Origin of the sequence: Sphingosinicella sp. YJ22 (genome assembly GCF_011320075.1) — a bacterium.
Taxonomy (GTDB): Bacteria; Pseudomonadota; Alphaproteobacteria; order Sphingomonadales; family Sphingomonadaceae; genus Allosphingosinicella.
On record NZ_JAANPA010000007.1, the window covers coordinates 68,797 to 85,290 of the forward strand.

Below are 16,494 nucleotides of genomic sequence, written 5' to 3' on the forward strand. Positions count from 1 at the left end.
ACCAATCCTTGCTGCCTAGACGTCTTCGGGCAGCGAGTGGCCTTCGAAGATCTTGCCGTCGTCGCAGACCTTGTGGAGCTTCCAGCCGAGCCAGGCGGAGACGAGGCACATCGCGGCGGCCAGCAGCAGCTGGTCGACGGTCTGCATCTCGAGCAGCGACAGGCCGGTCGAGATGATCGAGCCGATCACCATCGCGAAGCTGTTGACGATGTTGTTGGCCGCGACGGTGCGCGCCGCCTCGCTCTTGTGCACCGTCGTGGTGAGGAAGGCGTAGAGCGGCACCACGAACATGCCGCCCGAAATCGCGATACCGAGCAGGCAGCCGATCAGCGGCAGCGCGTCGGGATGGGAGAAGAAGTCCCAGAATTGCAGCAAGGTGCCGTCGGGCGTGCGCTCCCAGCCCTGGCACACAATGTGGAACAGGACGATGAACACGCCCATCACGATCACCGACGGCGCTGAGTAGCGCGCCGAGACCTCGCCCTTGAGCAGGCGGTTGATCACGATCGAGCCGATCGACACGCCGATCGAGAAGATGGCGAGGAACAGGCTCGCGACCTCCTTATCGGAGGTGAGCACGTTCTTCACCAGCGGCGGGAACAGGATGAACAGCACCGCGCCGACCGTCCAGAAGAAGCTGATGGCGATGATCGCCATGAACAGGCGCGGGATGTGCATCGTCGCCCGGACCAGCGTGACCGACGATCGGAACACGTTCCAGTCGATCCTGTGCCCGGGCTCCTCCGGCGGCGCCGGCGGCACCTGGCGGCCAGCGACATAGCCGATCAGGGCGACGACGAAGCACATCACAGCCGCGGTCTGGACGGCGATGACCCCCGCGATGATCGTTCCGGTGAGGATGGCGAGATAGGTGCCGGCCTCGACCAGTCCGGTCCCGGCGAGCACCTCCCGGCGTTCGAGATGCTGCGGCAGGACCGCATATTTGATGGGGCCGAAGAAGGTCGAATGGATGCCCATCGCGAGGAGCGCGAGGAGCATGAGCGGGATCGCCGCCTCCATGACCAGGATGTCGAGCCAGCCCATGATCAGGCCGCCGGCGCCGACCGCCATGATGGCGATCTCGCAGCCCTTCACGATTCGGATGATCTTCGCCTTGTCGTTGGCGTCGGCGAGCTGGCCGGACAAAGCCGACAGGGTCAGGAAGGGCAGGATGAAGAGCGCGGTGGCGAGCGCGCTGAACCAGGTCTCGGAGGCCTCGTCGCTCAACACCTGGTAGACGACGAACAGAACCATCGCGTTCTTGAACAGGTTGTCGTTGAACGCGTTCAGGAACTGGGTGACGAACAAGGGCAGGAATCGCCGCTTGCCGAGCAGATGGAGGCCGAGGTCGGAGCTCATGAGAGGATTGCGCCGAGAGAGGCTTGCGTCCGGCCGGACGCGATCAATGCGAGCACTTCAAACCTTCCTGTCGGGCCGGCAGCCGGTGCGGCATAGCCGTTCCCGAACCCGCGAGACAAGGCTTTGGCTCCCAAATGGAGATTGAGCGCGTTAGAGGGCCCGTGATGCTCACGCTGCCCAACCTGCTGACGCTGTCGCGGATCGTCGCGGTGCCGCTGCTGGTCGCCCTGTTGTGGGCGCCCGGCAGGGTGGAATTCGCGCTCGCCTTCGGCCTCTACGCTTTGGTCTGCGTCACCGACTATTTCGACGGCTGGCTGGCGCGGCGGATGAAGACGGTGTCGCGGCTTGGGGCCTTCCTCGATCCGATCGCGGACAAGATCATGGTGGCGGCGGTGCTGCTGATGCTGGTGTCGACCCGGCAGGAGGGCGTCGAGCCGATCATCGCCGGACCGCACATCGTCGCGGCGCTGATCATCCTGCTGCGCGAGATCCTGGTGTCGGGCCTGCGCGAATTCCTCGGCGGACTGCAGGTGTCGGTGCCGGTAAGCCAACTCGCCAAATGGAAGACGACGTTCCAGATGCTCGCCCTCGGGGCGCTGATCCTCGCCGGCGCGGTCGAAGGCGGCTGGGTGCTATGGGTCGGCCTCGCCTGCCTGTGGGCGGCGGCGCTGCTCACCTTGGTGACCGGCTGGGCCTATCTGCGCATCGGCCTCAGGCACATGGCCTGACTTCAGGGCGCGTGCATCGCCTCGACGGTGCGCCGGAATTCGTCGGCGAGATGACCCGGCAAGGCGGCGGCAAAAGCGTCCGACAGCGCCCGATAATACCATAACGAGCCTTCGCGGCCGCCGGTGAACCGGTCCCATAGACCGTCGCCATGGACTCGAAGATCGGCGACGATGGCGCGGGCATTGTGGGTCTTGTCGGCAAGGGAGACGAGCAGGGAGGTGCGGTCCTTGCCCGCGACCGCGGCGACATAGGCTTCCTTGCGAGGCCGCCAGTCCGGCTTGGGGTCGTCCCAGGCATCGGTGCAATCGGCGACGATCCCTGCTACCCGCGGACCGAAGCGGCGTTGGATGTCGGCGAGCCGATCAGCGCCGCCCTGGTCTTCGGCCGCATCGTGCAGAAGGGCGGCGATCGCCTGGTCCTCGTCCGCGCCATGCTCCAAAGCGAGCGAGGCGACGGCAAGCAGATGCGAGACATAAGGGATTTCCGTCCCCTTTCGCTTCTGCTCGCGATGAATGGCGCTGGCATATGCAAGCGCCCGGTCGAAGCGCTCCGTGAGACGGGTCATGCCGCGGCCTTCAATGCATCCGCGAGGAGGCGGAATTCCTTTTCGCGCGGCGAGCCCTTGCGCCACACCAGGGCGATGCGGCGGAAGGCGTGGTCGGCCTTGAGGGCGCGTGCCTCGACGCCGGTATTCTCGAGGATGCCCGCCCGGACCGCCATTTCGGGGACGAGGGTCATGCCGAGGCCGTTGTCGACCATCTGCACCAAAGTGTGGAGCGACGTGCCCATGATCGACGCTTCGGCGCGAAGCTCCGGCCGGTTGCAGGCGGCCAGCGCATGGTCCTTGAGGCAGTGGCCGTCCTCCAGGAGCAGCAATTTGTCCTCGTCGATCACCGCCGGAGCCACCGCATCCGGCAGGTCGTCGGCAGCGCCGGGCGGAAAGGCGATGAGCAGGCGGTCCTCGAACAGGGTCACGCTGTCGACCTCGCCGCAGCGATAGGGGAGGGCGAGCAGGACGCAGTCGAGCGCTCCGCGATGGAGGGAGTCGCAGGCGGCCTGGCTGGTCTCCTCGCGCAGATAGAGGCGAAGGTCGGGCCATTGCTGGCGAAGCCGCGGCAGCAGGGTGGGCAGAAGGAACGGCGCAATCGTTGGGATGACGCCCATGCGCAGCTCGCCCGACAGCGGCTTGCCGGCGGCGCGGACCATGTCGGACAGCTCCTCCGCTTCGCGCAGGATGCGCTGTGCCTTTTCCGCGACGCGCACACCCAGCGGCGTGAACCGAACCACCCGCTTGGTCCGTTCGACCAGGGTGACCCCGATCAGCGATTCCAGCTCCTTGATCCCCGCGGACAAGGTCGACTGGGTGACGAAGCAGGCGTCGGCGGCACGGCCAAAATGGCCGTGCGTGCGCAGCGCCACGAGATATTGGAGCTGCTTGAGAGTGGGAAGGTAGGTGCTCATAGACTCAGTCGATCAATACGCGCGAACTTATCAATTTGTCCATTGCTGCACTGCACCCATATCGGGGCCACGCAGTTTCCAATCCAAACCAAAAATATCAGGAGCACCACCACCGATGCTGACCGTCGGCGACAAACTTCCCGAACTCACCCTGCCGGTTCAGCAGGGCACCGACGCTCTGCCCGCGGGCGAGACGATCAACCTCGCCGAGACCGACGGCAAGTGGAAGATCCTCTTCTACTGGCCGAAGGACTTCACCTTCGTCTGCCCGACCGAGATCGTCGGCTATGGCGACCTCCGCCAGGATTTCGCCGACCGCGACGCGGTCCTGATCGGCGCGTCGACCGATACCGCCCACGTCCACTTCGCGTGGCGCCGGTCGGACGCTGAGCTGGCCACGGCGGACTTCCCCTGGATTGCCGACAATGGCGGCAAGCTCGCCGAAGCGCTCGGCATCCTCGACAAGAACGAGCATGTCGCGTTCCGCGCGACCTTCATCATCGACCCGGACAATGTGATCCAGCATGTCACGGTCAACGGCCTCAACGTCGGCCGCAACCCGGCCGAGACGCTTCGCGTCCTCGACGCGCTGCAGACCGATGAGCTGTGCCCGTGCAACTGGGAAAAGGGTCAGGACGTCCTGCGGCCCGCCGCTTAAGCCCCCTGGGCGGCTTCCCCCTGAGCCGCGACGTCCAACCGGAGGGGCGTGGGAGCATTCCCGCGCCCCTCTTTTTTTAACTCCTCTCCGGACAGGATCGAGGAGGATCATAGGAGTTTTCGATGTCCCTCAAGGAATTCGCCGAGACGCTGCCTGACTATGCCAAGGACCTGCGCCTCAATGTCGGCTCGCTGCTCAACGACCAGGCGCTGGGCGACCAGCGCAAATACGGGCTTCTGCTCGCCTGCGCGCACGGCTCGGGCCACCGCCCGCTGATCGCCGCGGCCGAGGCCGAGGCGGAAGCCAAGCTGACCCCGGAAGCCGCCAATGCGGCGCGCGCCGCGGCGGCGGTGATGGCGATGAACAACGTCTATTACCGCTTCGTCCACCTGTCCTCGAACCCGGTCTATGGGACCCTGCCGGCGAAGCTGCGGATGAACGTGATCGGCAACCCCGGCATCGATAAGGCCGACTTCGAGCTGTTCAGCCTCGCGGTGAGCGCGATGAACGGCTGCGGCATGTGCATCGACAGCCACGAGCGGGTGCTCCAGCAGCACGGCGTCAAGGCCGAGCATATCCAGACCGCCGCCCGCATCGGCGCGGTTCTGAAAGCCGTCGCCACGGTTCACGCCACCCTGTAATTTAAGAAGGAGCACCCCCGTCCCCTCCAGCAAGGGCTGGAGGGGAGTCACTCCGAGCGAGCGACTCCCCTCCGCGCCTTCGCGGAGGGGTTGGGGGTGGTTCTTTTATTCCAGCCCCAGCAGCCAGCGCTGGAGCGAGACGGGCATCACCGCGGCCCCCGGCGCGGTTCGGACCAGCTCGGCGCGGTGCGCCATGATCCATTCTAGGCACTGGGTCCGCGTCTCGAACACCGGATAATTGTCGCGGGCGGGACGGCGACTGTGCTCGTCGATCAGGAAGCGTGCGCCCGAGCGGCAGCCGGGCATTCCAGGCCAGTCGCGATGCGGGGCGCGCACCGCAGGCGCCCACCAGGTGTGAGTCGAATCGAGAGCCTCGGCGCCCGCGCGATCCATCGCCTCATCCTCTCCCGCGGACATCCTCCCCGGGCCGTGCCGGCGAGGAACTTCCCACCTCAGGCAGCCAGGTCGAAGCGGTCGGCGTTCATCACCTTGGTCCAGGCCGCCACGAAGTCGCGAACGAACTTCTCCTGGCCGCCTTTCTGCGCATAGACCTCGCACACGGCGCGCAGCTCCGCGTTCGACCCGAAGATCAGGTCGGCCCTTGTAGCCCGCCATGTCTCGTGGCCCCCGGCACGGTCGGTCGCGACATATTCCTCATCGCCGGAACCATCGACCGCCTTCCAGACATTGGTCATGTCGAGCAGGTTCACGAAGAAGTCGTTGGTGAGCTGGCCCGACCGCTTGGTGAGGTGGCCGTGGCCGCGCTCGCCATGATTGGCGCCGAGCACGCGCAGGCCGCCGACCAGAACGACCATCTCGGGAACCGAGAGGCCGAGCAGCGACGCCCGATCGAGCATCATCTCCTCGGTCTTCACCGCCAGCTTCTTCTTGCCGACATAGTTGCGGAAGGCGTCGGCCTCAGGCTCCATTACCGCGAAGCTCTCGGCGTCGGTCTGCTCCTGTGTGGCATCACCGCGGCCGCCGGTGAACGGGACGTTGGTCGCGCCCGCTTTCTCGAGGCCGACCACGCCGCCGAGCACGATCGCGTCCGCCATGCTGAGATTGCCGCGCAGGCCGTCGAGCGTGGCGAGCACCTTTGCGAGCATCTCGGGCTCGTTGACCTCCCAATCCTTCTGCGGCGCGAGGCGAACGCGCGCGCCGTTGGCGCCGCCGCGATGGTCCGACTTGCGATAGGTCGAGCCCGAGGCCCAGGCGGTCTTGATCAGCTGGCTGACGGTGAGGCCGCTATCCGCGATCTGCGTCTTCACCGCCGCGACATCGGCATCCGATGGCTTAACGCCGGCGGGGACTGGATCCTGCCAGATCAGGTCCTCGGCCGGGACCTCCGGCCCGAGGTAGCGGACCTTGGGCCCCATGTCGCGGTGGGTCAGCTTGAACCAGGCGCGGGCGAACGCGTCCTTGAACGCCTCGTGGTCGTTCCTGAACTTCTCGCTGATGACGCGGAACTCGGGATCGACCTTGAGCGCCATGTCGGCGGTCGTCATCATCGTCGGGACCTTCTTGTTGGGGTCCCAGGCCGCCGGAGCCATGTCTTCTTCGCGCTGGTTGATCGGCTGCCACTGCTGCGCGCCGGCGGGCGAACGGACCAGCTCGTATTCGTAGTCGAGTAGCAGGCGGAAGTAGTTCTCGCTCCACTGCGTCGGCGTGTTGACCCACGAGCCTTCGATGCCGCTGGTCACGGTGTGCTCGCCGATCCCGCCATGCTCCTCGCCGCTGACCCAGCCGAAGCCCTGCGCGGCGAGGTCGCCGCCTGCGGGGGCGTGGCCGAGAGTCGAGGGATCGCCGTTGCCGTGCGCCTTGCCGAAGGTGTGGCCGCCGGCGGTGAGCGCGACGGTCTCCTCGTGGTTCATCGCCATGCGGTGGAAGGTTTCCTTGATGTCGCGCGCCGACTGCAGCGGATCGGGGTTGCCGCCCGGGCCCTCGGGGTTGACGTAGATGAGGCCCATCTGGATCGCGGCGAGCGGACCCTCGAGCTCGTGCATGCCGTGCTCGGGGGCGATGCGCGTCTGCACGCCCTGGTTGACCCATTTGTCCTCCGAGCCCCAGTAGATGTCGCGCTCGGGCTCGAACACGTCGGCGCGGCCGCCGCCAAAGCCGAACACCGGGCCGCCCATGCTCTCGATCGCGACGTTGCCGGCCAGGATGAACAGGTCGGCCCAGCTGATGTTCTCGCCATATTTCTGCTTGATCGGCCACAGCAGGCGGCGCGCCTTGTCGAGGTTGCCGTTGTCGGGCCAGCTGTCGAGCGGGGCGAAGCGCTGCTGCCCGCTATTGGCGCCGCCGCGGCCGTCGGCGGTGCGATAGGTCCCCGCCGCGTGCCAAGCCATGCGGATGAAGAAGGGCCCGTAATGGCCGTAATCGGCCGGCCACCAGGGCTGGCTGTCGGTCATCAGCGCATTGAGGTCGGCCTTGAGCGCGGCGTAGTCGAGCTTCTTGAAAGCGGCGGCATAGTCGAAATCCTCGCCCATCGGGTTGGTCGGGCCGTTGGGATTGAGGATCTCGGTGGCCAGCATCTCCGGCCACCAGTCCTTGTTGGTGCGCCCCAGCAGGGCGCGCACGCCGCCGTCGCCGCCAGCCGGGCAGCCGCCCGCGATCGAACCAGTCTTTGCGTCCATCTTGTCTCTCCGATGCTGTGCTGCGCCGAGTCGCTCCACCGCGGGGCGGCGGAGAATGGGGCGACGCTAGACCTGTCGGGCTCATCGGAGAAACGACTTAAACCGGCTTTGCTGATCGATCTGGCAAATGACGCGGCGCAACAGGAAGGACTGCTGCGCCGCGCAAAAGCTCAGCCGACTCCGGTGTCTTTCTGGTGCGTCGGCATCAGCCACACGGTGCCGCGCCCGCGAAGCACATAGACCAGGCCCTCGCCGGACCGCATCGCGTTGCGCAGGCCCGAGACGAGCGGGCGGAGCTCGACCTGGAGGCTCGCCGAATACATCAGCATGAGGTCGCCATCGACGGTGAGCTCGCCATTGCCGTCGAGCTCGATCGCCTCGATCTCGTCGACCGGTACCGGGGATTCGACCACGAACACGCCGGCGCCCTCGAGTTTGGGCTGCATCAGGCCCGCGCCCGACAGAGCGCCCGAGATGCTCGTGTGCATGTGGGTCTTGAGCTGGATCGTGCCCTCGCAGGCGTAGAAGGCCTTGTCGTCGAGCAGAAGCGCGTCGCCCGGCCCGTCCATCTCGGCGATGATGAACTCCTTGTGGGTGAGCTCGGTCCACACCTCGCCATTGCCGGAGAAGCGCGTCGAGAAGGCGCTCTCGCCGGTTCCGGCCGACTGAATGGCGCGCTTGAAGAAGCCGGCATTGGGATCGTTCTTCTGGACCTCGGCGGTGATGCGCCCGTTGGAATATTGAAAGGCGCCGGGCTCGAGCAGCGCCGAGCCACCGTCGAGCTTCAGGCGCACCTGGCGCCCGATCTGGGTCTGGCGGCCGACATAGGTGACCACGTTGCGGGTCACCTGATAGACCTCGATCGTGCAGCCGCGGCCGGCCTTGCTGTCGATCAGCTTGCGGAATTCGGACATGCGAGAATCTCCCCCTCTGGAGCCGTTCCGCAGCATGATTAGCGCGCCTTGGTGCCCCCACGAAGATCAAACGACCAAAAGGCTGGATCGGGCGGCGAACGCTCCGGCTGGAAATACGCCGCGCCGCAAACTATCTTTTCACCGGTGGGGGCTAGGAGTGTCGGAATGTTGTCGGGCTTCGCCGCCTATCTCGACTCGGTCAAGGCGCGCGATCCCGCGCCTCGGAGCCGGTGGGAGATCCTGCTTTACCCGGGCGTGTGGGCGCTCGGTTTCCATCGCGTCGCTCACTGGCTGTTCGGCGGCGAGCTCTATTTCCTCGCGCGCCTAGTCAACCACATGGCGCGCTTCTTCACCGCGATCGACATCCATCCCGGCGCGAAGATCGGTCGCAACTTCTTCATCGACCACGGCTTCACCGTGATCGGCGAGACGGCTGAGATCGGTGACGACGTGACCATCTACCAGAACGTCACCCTGGGCGGGACCAACCCGACCGACGGAATCGCCGGCAAGCGCCACCCGACGATCGGCGACGGCGCCATCATCGGCTCGGGCGCGCAGGTGCTTGGGCCGATCATCGTCGGCGCCCGCGCCCGGATCGGCGCCAATGCGGTGGTGACCAAGGACGTGCCCGAGGGCGCAACGATGACCGGCATCCCGGCGAAGCCGACTTTGGTCGAGGCCGAGCATTATCAGAAGGACTTCGTGCCCTACGGCACGCCCTGCTCGGAGGCGTGCGACCCGATGGGGCAGAAGCTCGAGCAGCTCCAGGGCGAGGTCGAGCGGCTGCGCAAGAAGCTCGCGGAACTGGCCGAGGAGCGCGATCAGGGGCGCCGCGATCCGGAGCGCCGCGGTGCCAAGGCAGGCGACCGCGCCTGATGGGGACCGTCCACCCTTTTCCGGTGGCGACATCGCAAGTCGGTTTCGAGCGCGGGGAGCTCGCGCGCATCGTCGACCTTTACGGCCGCATGGTCGCCGCCGGCATGTGGAAGGATTACGCGATCCAGTTCAGCCGCGAGGCGGCGAGCTTCTGCGCCTTCCGTCGCGCCGCCGAGCATCCTGAATACCGCATCGAGAAGCGCCCCGCCTTGCGCCACCGCCAGGGCATGTGGTCGTTGGTCGGCGAGGACGGCCGAGTGCTGCGCCGCGGCCATGAACTCGGCCCGATCCTGGCGCCGGTCGAGCGAAGGCTGCTCAAGGTCGTGAACGAGTAGCCACGAAATAAGAGCCCCGACCGGGGCCGGGGCTCAGTTGCTTCCCATATTGCTGACCCCAGACTCAAGCCGAGGGGCAGCGGTGTCAGGCGCTCAGCGCCTGTCGGTCGACAGGGGCCAGCCGCACCTTCAGATGCTCGGGCAGCGGGCCGATCACCGTGCGGCGGGTCTGCGCCCAGAAGGCGGAGAGCATCAGCAGCGCGGAGCCGATCACGAGGGCGGTCAGCGCGAAGCTCAACTCGACCGCGCCGTAGGTCTGGAACAGGCTGTTGAGCGCGTAGAGCACATAGGCGAGCGCCGACACGAGCAGGGCGCGCCGGTCGACCGCCACCGCGGCAACTCCGAGCAGGATGTAGAGCGCGATGACCAGCGCCGATTCCGCCGGCTGAACCACCCCTTCGGTGAGGCCGAGCAGGGCGAAGACGGGGTGGACGATCATCGGCGCCGCCAGCAGGTGGAGCCAGAAGGCGACGTCGGAGCGGCGGGTCTCGCGCCGCGGGTCCGAGGAGTCCCAGCGCATCGCCAGCGCGAACACGCCGATTCCGAGCAGCAGCACCGCCACCAGGAACAGGCTGTTCTCACCCGGATCGCCGTCCTGCGGAAGCGCCGAGACGACCAGCGACAGGATCAAGGCCGCGAGCGCGGCCGTCCCGGCGGCGACGGTGATCGGGACTCGGAAGCGCTGCCAGTGCAGCCAGGCCGCGCCGGCGGCGACGGCGGCGGCGCCGGCGAGCAGCATTGCGAAGGCGGTCTGGTTGTCGTCGAACCGGTCCGCCCCGATGGCAATGCCGGCGCCGACCAAGACGGTCTCGAACACGCCGCCGACAAAGGCGAGGAGAAGGATGATGCTGGGCAGCGCCATCCGGCGCTTGCGGGTGAAGAATTCGGCGAGGCTCCACGCCACGCCCGCGACGAACAGGCCGGCGAAGGGCGAGGGGCCGTCGAAATCGATGTGCGGCGGAATCGTGTTGGCCAGCCAGCCGACCGCGACCAGCATGATCACCGCCGCCAGGCCGACGAAGATATCGTTGAAGCCGGTGAGCAGCCGGAAATGCTCCTCGTCCGCGGCCGGCAGTGACTTCTCTCGGGCCACGAAATCGCGCAATTGCCGCGCTGCCTCGGGGCTCAGCGCCCCGGCGGCGACCGCGGCCTCGAGATCGCTCTCGCTGTACATGTGATATCCTCCCACCCTGTCGTGCGGGCGGGTTTAGCACAGGTGTATTGTCGTAGCAATACAGCAAGAAGTACCACGCCGGCTCCTCCAGCAAGAGCTGGAAGGAAGAGCCTACGCACGCGGCGGGCGGCTCCAGTCGCCCGCCGCCGCCATCCACAGGCTGAGCGCCGCAAGCGCCGCGGTCTCGGCGCGCAGGATGCGCGGGCCCAGCGCGACGGCGCGCGCGGAGGGGACGGCACGGATCGCCTCGCGCTCTTCTGCGGTGAAGCCGCCTTCCGGCCCGATCAGGATCGCCGCGGGGCCGGGCTTGGCCGCCTCCTGCAGCGGCTCGCCGCCTTCCTCGTCGGCGAACAGCAGAGCCCGTTCCGCCGGCCACTCCTTCAGCAGCTTGTCCAGCTTCACCGGCTCGGCCAGCTCGGGCAGGGCGGCGCGGTCGCATTGCTCGGCCGCCTCGATGCTGATCGCGCGCAGGCGATCGAGATTGACCCTGTCGACCACGGTGCGCTGAGTCACCACCGGCACGAGCCGCGCAACGCCCAGCTCGGTTGCCTTCTCGATCATCCAGTCGAGCGGCGCCCGCTTCACCGGCGCGAACAGGAGCCACAGGTCTGGCACCTCCTCGCGCGGGCGCAGGTGGCGCGTGACCGCCAGCGTGACCCGCTTGCGCCCGGCCTCCTCGATCCGCGCCAGCCATTCACCGGTCCGGTCGTCGAACAGTTTCACTTCTGCGCCCGGCCCGAGGCGCAACACGTTGCCGAGATAATTGGCGGGCGCGCCGTCGAGAGTGAGGCTGAGGCCGTCGGACAGCGCCTGCTCAACGAACAGGCGCGGAAGGCTCGAGGGCGGCCAGGCGGGCGTAGCAGGCATTGCCTGACCTATCCGCTCGTCCCGAGCGAAGTCGAGGGGCGCTGGCATAAAGGTCGGCGCGGACGCCCCTCGACTGCGCTCGGGACGAGCGATTAGTAGGCGCATGGCATCCGCCCCAACCGACATCGTCCCGGATTCCGAGCAGCGCGGGCTGATCGGCGCGCTTCCCGCCGCCGCTCGCCCCTATGCTTCGCTGATCCGGCTCGACCGGCCGATCGGCGCGTGGCTGCTGTTCTGGCCCGGAGCCTGGGCCATCGCGCTCGCCGGCATGGGCGGCGGGCCGCTCGAGCCCGTGGGCTGGACCCTGATCGCCTGGTTTGCGCTCGGCGCCTTCGCGATGCGCAGCGCCGGCTGCGTCTATAACGACATCATCGACCGCGACCTCGACGCGCAGGTCGAGCGCACGCGGCTGCGCCCGCTCGCCAGCAAGCGAGTGTCGCTGAAAGGCGCCTGGGCCCTGCTCATCGGCATGAGCCTGATCGGCCTCGTCGTCCTGCTCCAGCTCCGCCCCCTCGCCCAGCTGATCGCCCTCGGTAGCCTCGCGCTCGTCGCCGCTTATCCGTTCATGAAGAGGATCACCTGGTGGCCGCAGGCGTGGCTCGGCCTCGTCTTCTCCTGGGCGGCGCTGGTCGGCTGGCCGGCGGTGCGCGGCATGATCGATGCGCCGGCGCTGCTCCTTTATGCCGGGTCGATCTTCTGGGTGATCGGCTACGACACCGTCTATGCGCTGCAGGACAAGGAGGACGACGCCCTGGTCGGCGTCAAATCGTCCGCGCGCGCCCTCGGTCGCCACGCCCGCTTCGGCATCGCGATCTGCTACCTGCTCGCGCTGGCTCTGTGGGCCGCCGCCTTCTGGACCCTGCGGCCGCAATGGCTCGGGCTCGTCGCCCTCGTGCCGATGGCGGCGCATCTCGCGCTTCAAGTGATCCGCCTGAACCCGGATGACGGCACTCAGGCGCTCGCCACCTTCCGTTCCAACCGCTTCGCCGGCCTGCTGATGTTCCTTGCCTGCCTGGTGATCGGCACCACGGCCTGAGCGGCGCCCTTGCCCGGCGCCGCCACCGGCCCTAAGTCCGCCGCCTCATGCTGAACGTTGATCAAGCCGAGGCGCGCGCCGGCGCCCTCATCGATGCTGCCCGCAAGGCAGGCGCCGACGCCGCCGACGTCCTCTATGTCGGCGAAGCCTCGCTCGGCATCCAGGTGCGCCTGGGCGAACTCGAGGATGTCGGCCGCTCGGAAGGCGAGGAGATCGGCCTCCGCCTGTTCATCGGCACCCGCTCCGCCAGCGTGTCCTCGTCCGACCTGTCGGCCGACGCGCTCGCCGCGCTGGTCGAGCGCGCGGTCGCGATGGCGAGGGAGGCGCCTGAGGACCCCCATGCCGGGCTCGCGCCGGAAGAATTGCTGTTCCGCGGCGACCTGCTGCCGCTTGAGAGCGACGACGGCGCCGACCCGTCGCCCGCCGAATTGAAGCAGCGCGCGCTCGCCATGGAGGCGGCCGCGCGCGGCGTCGCGGGGGTCACCAACAGCGAGGGGGCAGGAGTCAGCGCCGGCCGCAGCGTGTTCGCGCTGGCGACCAGCCACGGTTTCTGCCGTGGCTACCATTCCAGCCACTATTCGGCCGGCGTGAGCGTCGTCGGCGGCGAGGGCGGCGCGATGCAGCGCGACCATGCCAGCCACAATGCCCGCCATTTCGCCGATCTCGACGGCCCCGAGACGCTCGGCCGACTCGCCGGCGAGCGCACCGTGAAGCGCCTCAACCCGGGCAAGCTGGCCAGCGGCGTGATGCCGATCGTCTTCGATCCGCGCATCGGCGGCGGCCTCGTCGGCCATCTCGTCTCGGCCATGTCGGGCCCGGCCATCGCCCGCCGCACGAGCTTCCTGCTCGGCCGCGAAGGCGAGCAGATCTTGCCCGAAGGCCTGTCGGTCATCGACGACCCGCACCGCATCCGCGGCCTTCGCTCGCGCCCCTTCGATGGCGAGGGCGTCGCGACTGCGCGCCGCGCGCTGGTCGACAACGGGCGGCTCGCCGACTGGCTTCTCAACAGCGCCTCGGCCCGCCAACTCGGCCTCGCGCCCAACGGCCATGCCACCCGCGGCGTCGGCGGCGCTCCGGGCGTCGGCGCGACCAACGTCCACCTCACCGCCGGCACGCAGAGCCCTTCCGAGCTGATCGCCGATATCGGCTTGGGCCTCTACGTCACGGAAATGATCGGTCAGGGCATCAACCCGGTCACCGGCGACTATAGTCGCGGCGCGAGCGGCTTCATCATCCGCAATGGAGAGCTCGCCGAGCCTGTCGCGGAGATCACCGTCGCCGGGAATTTGCTCGACATGTACCGCACGCTCAGCGCGGCGGACGATTTGGAACATCGCCGCGCGGTCAATGTTCCCACACTGCGTGTCGAAGGAATGACGGTCGCCGGTGCTTGAGGACATCGCAGAGATCACCGCCGAGGCCGGGCGAATCGCGCTCGGGCGCTGCGGCACCGATTACAAAAGATGGGAGAAGGAGCCGGGCCACCCGGTCTGCGACATCGACCTCGAGGTCGACAATTTCCTCCGCGAGCAGCTGATCGCCCTCGACCCCGAGGCGGGCTGGCTGTCCGAGGAGACCGCCGACGAATCCGACCGGATCGAGCGCAAGCGAGTCTGGGTCGTCGACCCGATCGACGGCACCCGCGACTATCTGCGCGGAAGGACCGGCTGGGCGGTGTCGGTGGCGCTGGTCGAGAACCGGGCGGTCAAATATGGCGTGCTTTCCGCACCGCAGCGCGAGGAATTGTGGAGCGCGGAAGCGGGGCGCGGCGCCTGGCGCAACGGCCAGCCGATCCGCTGCAGCGAGCGCGGTGAGCTGGTCGGCGCCCGGGTGCCGGCGGACAGCCTTCCCAAGGTCGACCGCGACCTCGTCATGGTCGCCAAGCCCAACTCCATCGCGCTTCGCATCGCCATGGTCGGCGCCGGCGAGGCAGACCTGGTGGCCACCCTGCGCTGGGGCCGCGAATGGGACATCGCCGCAGCCATTCTGATCGCCGCCGAGGCGGGCGCGTCGGTCACCGGCGCGCTCGGCCAGCCGCTCACCTTCAACAGTCCCGACGCCGCCGCCTTCGGCGTTCTCGCCTCGTCGCCCGGCATCCACGGGCAGGCCGTCGAGCGCCTCCGCGAACGCGCGATGGCGGTGGTCTAGGCGACCGGCGGCAGCCCCAGCCGCGGGATCTCGATCTTCGGGCAGCGGTTCATCACGACCTTGAGGCCGGCGGCTTCCGCCCGCGCCGCGGCTTCCTCGTTGATCACGCCGATTTGCAGCCACACCGACTTGGCGCCCGCGGCGATAGCCTCGTCGACCGCCTCGCCGGCGGCGGCGGGGCGGCGGAAGATGTCGACCATGTCGATCGGCTCGCCGATCTGGGAAAGCTCACGCCAGACATATTCGCCGTGGACATGCTCGCCGGTGATCTGCGGATTGACCGGAATCACGCGATAGCCCTGGCTTTGCAGGTAGCGCATCACGCCATAGCTCGGCCGGTCGGGCCGGTCGGACGCGCCGATCATCGCGATGGTCCGGGTTCCGCTCAGCAGCTCGGCAATGTCCTCGTCACGCTCCAGGGGCATCATTCACCTCCTTGTCAGCGGCCGACCTGCTCCAGCAGCCGCCCCGCAATGTCGCGGAAGATCCCGGCCTCGTAATCGTCGCCGGCGGCCGGCGGTTCCCCGGCGTCGCTCGCCTCGCGGATCGACAGGGTGAGGGGGACCCGGCCGAGGAAGGGGATGCCCATCACCCGCGCCGCAGCCTCGGCGCCGCCCGATCCGAACGGGTCGCTGACCTGGGCGCAGTGCGGGCACTGGTAGCCGGCCATGTTCTCGACCAAGCCGATGATCGGCACGTCCATCTTGCGGAACAGGTCGATGGCGCGGGTCGCGTCGATCAGCGCGAGGTCCTGCGGGGTCGACACGATCACCGCCCCCGCCGGCTTCCATTTCTGGACCAGCGTCATCTGAACGTCGCCCGTGCCGGGCGGCAGATCGACGATCATGATCTCGGTGTCGCCCCAGTCGCCGTCCATCAGATTGCCGAGCGCGCTCGCGGTCATCGGCCCGCGCCAGGCGACGGCGCTGCCCGGCTCGATCAGCTGGCCGATCGACAGCATCTTCACGCCATGGGTGTCGACCGGCACGATCTGCTGGTCGTGAAGCTCAGGCCGGCTGTGGTTGCCCATGATGCGCGGCTGGGATGGGCCGTAGATGTCGGCGTCGACCAGGCCCACTTTCTTGCCCAGCCGCGCCAGCGATACGGCGAGATTGGCGGACAGGGTCGACTTGCCGACGCCGCCCTTGCCGCTGCCGACGGCGATGATCAGCCGCTCAACCTTGTCGACGCTCATCGCGACTCGGCTGTCGGTCACCCCGGGGACGCCGACCAGGGCCGCGCGGATGCGCCGCTCGAGCGCCGCGCGCTCCTCGGCGGCGATTCCGGTCGCGTCGATGACGATCGTCGCTTGCCCCTCCTTCACCCGCGCGAGCTGGATCCTTTCGGCATCGACGAGGGGGGCAAGGGCGTCGCGAACGGCTTGGGTCGGGTCGGTCATGTCGCGCGGACGGATAGGCGATAAGCCGTCCCTTGCCACTGTTTTTCCGCGGATCGCTACCTATAAGGACCTTCATGAGACGATTGTTGAGCTGGGGCTGGCGCGGACTTGCCATGGGTGAAAATCGTGGCCCCTGGGGCGGCCGTGGGTCTGGCGAAGGCGGCGACGACGGGGCCGGCGGCGACGGATCGGGCGGCGGCGGTGGCGGCGGCCCGCGCAATCCCTGGGGCCAGCCCGGCCCGCGGCGCCGGCGTCCCG

Annotated in this window: 19 protein-coding genes; 9 read left to right on the top strand and 10 right to left on the bottom strand. The window is 68.1% G+C overall.

The window, feature by feature from the left end; all coding sequences use genetic code 11:
* Positions 1 to 15 precede the first annotated feature (15 nt).
* Positions 16 to 1,359 carry an MFS transporter gene (locus G7B71_RS04320; protein WP_166038235.1) on the bottom strand — a complete coding sequence of 448 codons (1,344 nt, stop codon included), beginning with the start codon at positions 1,357 to 1,359 and terminating at the stop codon, positions 16 to 18.
* Positions 1,360 to 1,523: 164 nt separating this feature from the next.
* Between G7B71_RS04320 and pgsA the strand changes: the two genes are divergently transcribed.
* Positions 1,524 to 2,087, top strand: coding sequence for a CDP-diacylglycerol--glycerol-3-phosphate 3-phosphatidyltransferase (pgsA, locus tag G7B71_RS04325; RefSeq protein WP_166038236.1), 564 nt, complete (start codon positions 1,524 to 1,526; stop codon positions 2,085 to 2,087).
* A 2-nt stretch (positions 2,088 to 2,089) separates the two neighbouring features.
* Here pgsA and G7B71_RS04330 read toward each other — a convergent pair whose 3' ends face one another.
* Both G7B71_RS04330 and G7B71_RS04335 read right to left on the bottom strand, forming a co-directional pair.
* Positions 2,090 to 2,653, bottom strand: a complete 564-nt coding sequence (locus G7B71_RS04330; RefSeq protein WP_166038238.1) for an HD domain-containing protein — start codon at positions 2,651 to 2,653, stop codon at positions 2,090 to 2,092.
* Entirely contained in the window at positions 2,650 to 3,549 is a 900-nt protein-coding gene (locus tag G7B71_RS04335; protein WP_166038240.1) for a hydrogen peroxide-inducible genes activator, read from the bottom strand. Before G7B71_RS04335 ends, G7B71_RS04330 begins: the two co-directional genes overlap by 4 nt.
* A gap of 115 nt (positions 3,550 to 3,664) precedes the next feature.
* Here G7B71_RS04335 and G7B71_RS04340 point away from each other — a divergent pair, with 115 nt between their 5' ends.
* Together G7B71_RS04340 and G7B71_RS04345 are read left to right on the top strand one after the other, a co-directional pair.
* Positions 3,665 to 4,207, top strand: a complete 543-nt coding sequence (locus G7B71_RS04340) for a peroxiredoxin (protein ID WP_166038241.1) — start codon at positions 3,665 to 3,667, stop codon at positions 4,205 to 4,207.
* Positions 4,208 to 4,329: 122 nt separating this feature from the next.
* Positions 4,330 to 4,848 carry a carboxymuconolactone decarboxylase family protein gene (locus tag G7B71_RS04345; RefSeq protein WP_166038243.1) on the top strand — a complete coding sequence of 173 codons (519 nt, stop codon included), beginning with the start codon at positions 4,330 to 4,332 and terminating at the stop codon, positions 4,846 to 4,848.
* A 105-nt stretch (positions 4,849 to 4,953) separates the two neighbouring features.
* Here G7B71_RS04345 and G7B71_RS04350 read toward each other — a convergent pair whose 3' ends face one another.
* The 3 genes from G7B71_RS04350 to G7B71_RS04360 all read right to left on the bottom strand — a co-directional run bounded on the left by G7B71_RS04350 (position 4,954) and on the right by G7B71_RS04360 (position 8,398).
* Positions 4,954 to 5,241, bottom strand: a complete 288-nt coding sequence (locus G7B71_RS04350; RefSeq protein ID WP_166038245.1) for a hypothetical protein — start codon at positions 5,239 to 5,241, stop codon at positions 4,954 to 4,956.
* Between the two features lie 59 nt (positions 5,242 to 5,300).
* Entirely contained in the window at positions 5,301 to 7,484 is a 2,184-nt protein-coding gene (gene katG, locus G7B71_RS04355) for a catalase/peroxidase HPI (protein WP_166038247.1), read from the bottom strand.
* Between the two features lie 170 nt (positions 7,485 to 7,654).
* Complete coding sequence (locus tag G7B71_RS04360; RefSeq protein ID WP_166038249.1) at positions 7,655 to 8,398, bottom strand: AIM24 family protein; 744 nt, start codon at positions 8,396 to 8,398, stop codon at positions 7,655 to 7,657.
* A 165-nt stretch (positions 8,399 to 8,563) separates the two neighbouring features.
* Between G7B71_RS04360 and epsC the strand changes: the two genes are divergently transcribed.
* Positions 8,564 to 9,277, top strand: a complete 714-nt coding sequence (epsC, locus tag G7B71_RS04365; protein WP_166038251.1) for a serine O-acetyltransferase EpsC — start codon at positions 8,564 to 8,566, stop codon at positions 9,275 to 9,277.
* Positions 9,277 to 9,612, top strand: a complete 336-nt coding sequence (locus G7B71_RS04370; RefSeq protein ID WP_166038253.1) for a DUF2794 domain-containing protein — start codon at positions 9,277 to 9,279, stop codon at positions 9,610 to 9,612. Before epsC ends, G7B71_RS04370 begins: the two co-directional genes overlap by 1 nt.
* Positions 9,613 to 9,697: 85 nt before the next feature.
* On the opposite strand, the gene G7B71_RS04375 is transcribed toward G7B71_RS04370, so the two are convergent.
* Together G7B71_RS04375 and G7B71_RS04380 are read right to left on the bottom strand one after the other, a co-directional pair.
* Positions 9,698 to 10,786, bottom strand: a complete 1,089-nt coding sequence (locus G7B71_RS04375; protein ID WP_166038254.1) for a hypothetical protein — start codon at positions 10,784 to 10,786, stop codon at positions 9,698 to 9,700.
* A gap of 111 nt (positions 10,787 to 10,897) precedes the next feature.
* Complete coding sequence (locus G7B71_RS04380) at positions 10,898 to 11,653, bottom strand: 16S rRNA (uracil(1498)-N(3))-methyltransferase (protein WP_166038256.1); 756 nt, start codon at positions 11,651 to 11,653, stop codon at positions 10,898 to 10,900.
* 103 nt (positions 11,654 to 11,756) lie between these two features.
* Here G7B71_RS04380 and ubiA point away from each other — a divergent pair, with 103 nt between their 5' ends.
* The 3 genes from ubiA to G7B71_RS04395 are packed head-to-tail and all read left to right on the top strand — an operon-like array spanning position 11,757 to position 14,837.
* Entirely contained in the window at positions 11,757 to 12,689 is a 933-nt protein-coding gene (ubiA, locus tag G7B71_RS04385; RefSeq protein WP_166038258.1) for a 4-hydroxybenzoate octaprenyltransferase, read from the top strand.
* A 47-nt stretch (positions 12,690 to 12,736) separates the two neighbouring features.
* Positions 12,737 to 14,083: a metallopeptidase TldD-related protein gene (locus G7B71_RS04390; RefSeq protein ID WP_166038260.1), complete on the top strand. Its 1,347-nt coding sequence runs from the start codon at positions 12,737 to 12,739 to the stop codon at positions 14,081 to 14,083.
* Entirely contained in the window at positions 14,076 to 14,837 is a 762-nt protein-coding gene (locus tag G7B71_RS04395; protein ID WP_166038262.1) for a 3'(2'),5'-bisphosphate nucleotidase CysQ, read from the top strand. Before G7B71_RS04390 ends, G7B71_RS04395 begins: the two co-directional genes overlap by 8 nt.
* Here G7B71_RS04395 and G7B71_RS04400 read toward each other — a convergent pair.
* Together G7B71_RS04400 and G7B71_RS04405 are read right to left on the bottom strand one after the other, a co-directional pair.
* Positions 14,834 to 15,262 carry a CoA-binding protein gene (locus G7B71_RS04400; RefSeq protein ID WP_166038264.1) on the bottom strand — a complete coding sequence of 143 codons (429 nt, stop codon included), beginning with the start codon at positions 15,260 to 15,262 and terminating at the stop codon, positions 14,834 to 14,836. The two genes, G7B71_RS04395 and G7B71_RS04400, sit on opposite strands and share 4 nt — an antisense overlap.
* A gap of 14 nt (positions 15,263 to 15,276) precedes the next feature.
* Positions 15,277 to 16,032: an Mrp/NBP35 family ATP-binding protein gene (locus G7B71_RS04405; RefSeq protein ID WP_243406094.1), complete on the bottom strand. Its 756-nt coding sequence runs from the start codon at positions 16,030 to 16,032 to the stop codon at positions 15,277 to 15,279.
* A gap of 278 nt (positions 16,033 to 16,310) precedes the next feature.
* On the opposite strand from G7B71_RS04405, the gene G7B71_RS15550 reads away from it, so the two are divergent.
* On the top strand, positions 16,311 to 16,494 hold a 184-nt coding region (locus G7B71_RS15550; RefSeq protein WP_207774713.1), incomplete at its 3' end, for a hypothetical protein.

Excerpts from the sequence above, each read along its gene's own strand:
- G7B71_RS04320 (WP_166038235.1), bottom strand. The coding sequence starts at position 1,359 with ATGAGCTCCGACCTCGGCCTCCATCTGCTCGGCAAGCGGCGATTCCTG.
- pgsA (WP_166038236.1), top strand. The coding sequence starts at position 1,524 with ATGCTCACGCTGCCCAACCTGCTGACGCTGTCGCGGATCGTCGCGGTG.
- G7B71_RS04330 (WP_166038238.1), bottom strand. The coding sequence starts at position 2,653 with ATGACCCGTCTCACGGAGCGCTTCGACCGGGCGCTTGCATATGCCAGC.
- G7B71_RS04335 (WP_166038240.1), bottom strand. The coding sequence starts at position 3,549 with ATGAGCACCTACCTTCCCACTCTCAAGCAGCTCCAATATCTCGTGGCG.
- G7B71_RS04340 (WP_166038241.1), top strand. The coding sequence starts at position 3,665 with ATGCTGACCGTCGGCGACAAACTTCCCGAACTCACCCTGCCGGTTCAG.
- G7B71_RS04345 (WP_166038243.1), top strand. The coding sequence starts at position 4,330 with ATGTCCCTCAAGGAATTCGCCGAGACGCTGCCTGACTATGCCAAGGAC.
- G7B71_RS04350 (WP_166038245.1), bottom strand. The coding sequence starts at position 5,241 with ATGGATCGCGCGGGCGCCGAGGCTCTCGATTCGACTCACACCTGGTGG.
- katG (WP_166038247.1), bottom strand. The coding sequence starts at position 7,484 with ATGGACGCAAAGACTGGTTCGATCGCGGGCGGCTGCCCGGCTGGCGGC.
- G7B71_RS04360 (WP_166038249.1), bottom strand. The coding sequence starts at position 8,398 with ATGTCCGAATTCCGCAAGCTGATCGACAGCAAGGCCGGCCGCGGCTGC.
- epsC (WP_166038251.1), top strand. The coding sequence starts at position 8,564 with ATGTTGTCGGGCTTCGCCGCCTATCTCGACTCGGTCAAGGCGCGCGAT.
- G7B71_RS04370 (WP_166038253.1), top strand. The coding sequence starts at position 9,277 with ATGGGGACCGTCCACCCTTTTCCGGTGGCGACATCGCAAGTCGGTTTC.
- G7B71_RS04375 (WP_166038254.1), bottom strand. The coding sequence starts at position 10,786 with ATGTACAGCGAGAGCGATCTCGAGGCCGCGGTCGCCGCCGGGGCGCTG.
- G7B71_RS04380 (WP_166038256.1), bottom strand. The coding sequence starts at position 11,653 with ATGCCTGCTACGCCCGCCTGGCCGCCCTCGAGCCTTCCGCGCCTGTTC.
- ubiA (WP_166038258.1), top strand. The coding sequence starts at position 11,757 with ATGGCATCCGCCCCAACCGACATCGTCCCGGATTCCGAGCAGCGCGGG.
- G7B71_RS04390 (WP_166038260.1), top strand. The coding sequence starts at position 12,737 with ATGCTGAACGTTGATCAAGCCGAGGCGCGCGCCGGCGCCCTCATCGAT.
- G7B71_RS04400 (WP_166038264.1), bottom strand. The coding sequence starts at position 15,262 with ATGCCCCTGGAGCGTGACGAGGACATTGCCGAGCTGCTGAGCGGAACC.
- G7B71_RS04405 (WP_243406094.1), bottom strand. The coding sequence starts at position 16,032 with ATGAGCGTCGACAAGGTTGAGCGGCTGATCATCGCCGTCGGCAGCGGC.